General features: G+C 59.9%; 1 protein-coding gene. It reads left to right on the forward strand.

The annotated features are described in order from the left end of the window. Positions 1–707: 707 nt before the first annotated feature. Entirely contained in the window at positions 708–3,131 is a 2,424-nt protein-coding gene (gene lon / locus K0H48_RS21345) for an endopeptidase La (RefSeq protein ID WP_257627077.1), read from the forward strand. Positions 3,132–3,184 lie beyond the last annotated feature (53 nt).

The raw sequence follows: 3,184 nt of genomic DNA on the forward strand, positions 1-3,184 counted from the left end.
CGAATGCGGTGGGTCAGTCAATTTATCTGTTACTGATACACCGCATTCGCGAGCAAGCCCGCTCCCACATTTAGACTGCGTTGCATCAGGTACATAGGCTTTTGCTCTGCACTTGATCTGGCTCTTGCTTCAACCACTCAGGTCGGCTTTCAGGCCGCCGTGCTGTAGATCTTGATCTGCTTTTGATCTGAGAATCGCCCCGTTAACCACGCTGGCCGAACGCAGGCTTGAATCCGTGGGTAACCTGGCAGGACGCCGGGTTAGCCGCGCTGGGCCAAGGATGGCCCATCGCGGCGGCCCACGGATTCAAGCCGGAGTGAGGGCACACCGAGCCTAAGCGAGGTGCCGAGTGGTGGGGCGAGGACTTTTTGGTTACCTTTTTGGTCCTTCAAAAAGTGACCCGCCGTCAGGGCGGAACCCTAGGCAGCCATTACCGCAGCAACGGATATGTACTCCAGCACCCCACTGAGACGATAAACCAGCCCAACACCCCAAACGCCAATATTTGTGTAGATGCCTATGCTGCGATGAGGGAGTGTCAATCAGATAATTACTGGCTGACACACCGCTATCAGGCAAGCCAGCTCCCACTGAATCCAGCGATGCTGGCAGAAATATCATGCAATTTGTTGCTAACTACGCCCCACCATTGAAACCACCGCCCCGCCGCCCCATCTAACCTGCATACTTCCTTATGCAGGTGCCCCATGAGCGACCAGCAAGAATTCCCGGACATCGACCTGAACGATTACGCCGACCCCGAAAACGCTGAACACGAAGCATCGTCCAACACCGGCCTGGCCCTGCCTGGGCAAAACCTGCCGGACAAGGTCTATATCATCCCGATCCACAACCGGCCGTTCTTCCCGGCGCAGGTGTTGCCGGTCATCGTCAATGAAGAGCCGTGGGCCGAGACCCTGGAGTTGGTGAGCAAGTCCGACCATCACTCGCTTGCGCTGTTTTTCATGGACACGCCACCCGAAGACCCGCGCCATTTCGACACCTCCAGCCTGCCGCTGTACGGCACACTGGTGAAGGTGCACCACGCCAGCCGCGAAAACGGCAAGCTGCAATTCGTGGCCCAGGGCCTGACCCGCGTGCGCATCAAGACCTGGCTCAAGCACCATCGCCCGCCATACCTGGTGGAAGTCGAATACCCGCACCAGCCCACCGAGCCGACCGATGAGGTCAAGGCTTACGGCATGGCGCTGATCAACGCGATCAAAGAGCTGTTGCCGCTTAACCCGCTGTACAGCGAAGAGTTGAAGAACTACCTCAACCGCTTCAGCCCCAACGACCCGTCGCCGCTCACCGACTTCGCCGCCGCGCTGACCTCGGCCACCGGCAACGAGTTGCAGGAAGTGCTGGACTGCGTGCCCATGCTCAAGCGCATGGAAAAAGTGCTGCCGATGCTGCGCAAGGAAGTTGAAGTTGCGCGCCTGCAAAAAGAGATTTCCGCCGAGGTGAACCGCAAGATCGGTGAGCATCAGCGCGAGTTCTTCCTCAAGGAACAACTCAAGGTCATCCAGCAAGAGCTGGGCTTGACCAAGGATGACCGCAGCGCCGACGTCGAACAGTTCGAGCAACGCCTGGTGGGCAAAGTGCTGCCGAGCCAGGCGCAAAAGCGCATCAGCGAAGAAATGAACAAACTGTCGATCCTGGAAACCGGTTCGCCGGAATACGCGGTCACGCGCAACTACCTGGACTGGGCCACTGCCGTGCCGTGGGGCGTGTATGGCGAGGATAAACTCGACCTCAAACACGCACGCAAGGTGCTGGATAAGCACCATGCCGGCCTGGACGATATCAAGAGCCGTATCCTCGAGTTTCTGGCGGTGGGTGCCTATAAAGGTGAGGTCGCCGGCTCCATCGTACTGCTGGTGGGCCCGCCGGGTGTGGGCAAAACCAGTGTGGGTAAATCCATCGCCGAGTCCCTGGGGCGGCCGTTCTACCGCTTCAGCGTCGGCGGCATGCGCGACGAGGCCGAGATCAAGGGCCATCGCCGCACCTACATCGGCGCCCTGCCGGGCAAGCTGGTGCAGGCGCTCAAAGATGTGGAAGTGATGAACCCGGTGATCATGCTCGACGAGATCGACAAGATGGGCCAGAGCTTCCAGGGCGACCCGGCGTCGGCGCTGCTGGAAACCCTGGACCCGGAGCAGAACGTCGAATTCCTCGACCATTACCTGGACCTGCGCCTGGACCTGTCCAAAGTGCTGTTCGTGTGTACCGCCAACACCCTGGATTCGATCCCCGGCCCGTTGCTGGACCGGATGGAAGTGATTCGCCTGTCGGGCTATATCACCGAAGAAAAGGTCGCCATCGCCAAACGTCACCTGTGGCCCAAGCAGCTGGAAAAAGCCGGCGTGGCGAAAACCAGCCTGAGCATCAGCGACGGCGCCCTGCGCGCGTTGATCGACGGTTATGCGCGGGAAGCCGGGGTGCGCCAGTTGGAGAAACAGCTGGGCAAACTGGTGCGCAAGGCCGTGGTCAAGTTGCTGGATGAGCCGGACTCGGTGATCAAGATTGGCAACAAGGACCTGGAAAGCTCATTGGGCATGCCGGTGTTCCGCAACGAGCAAGTGCTGTCCGGCACCGGTGTGATCACTGGCCTGGCCTGGACCAGCATGGGCGGCGCGACCTTGCCGATTGAGGCGACGCGCATCCACACACTCAATCGCGGCTTCAAACTCACCGGGCAATTGGGCGAAGTGATGAAAGAGTCCGCCGAAATCGCCTACAGCTACATCAGCTCGAACCTGAAGTCGTTTGGCGGCGATCCGAAGTTCTTCGATGAGGCCTTCGTACACTTGCACGTGCCGGAAGGCGCGACACCCAAAGACGGCCCGAGCGCGGGTGTCACCATGGCCAGTGCGTTGCTGTCGCTGGCACGCAACCAGCCGCCGAAAAAAGGCGTGGCCATGACCGGTGAACTGACCTTGACCGGGCATGTGCTGCCGATTGGCGGGGTGCGCGAGAAGGTGATTGCGGCGCGGCGTCAGAAGATTCATGAGCTGATTTTGCCGGAGCCGAACCGTGGCAGCTTTGAGGAGTTGCCCGAGTACCTGAAGGAAGGCATGACGGTGCACTTTGCCAAGCGCTTTGCTGACGTGGCGAAGGTGCTCTTCTGATAGTGCTCTAGTGCCGAACTGGCCCCTGTGGCGAGCAGGCTTGCCCCCACCAG

The sequence above is a fragment of the Pseudomonas sp. Xaverov 259 genome, assembly GCF_019352915.1.
In the GTDB taxonomy this organism is placed as follows: Bacteria; Pseudomonadota; Gammaproteobacteria; order Pseudomonadales; family Pseudomonadaceae; genus Aquipseudomonas.

What these genes read in the sequence shown, in the direction of transcription:
- lon (WP_257627077.1), top strand. Translation starts at nt 708, where the DNA reads ATGAGCGACCAGCAAGAATTCCCGGACATCGACCTGAACGATTACGCC.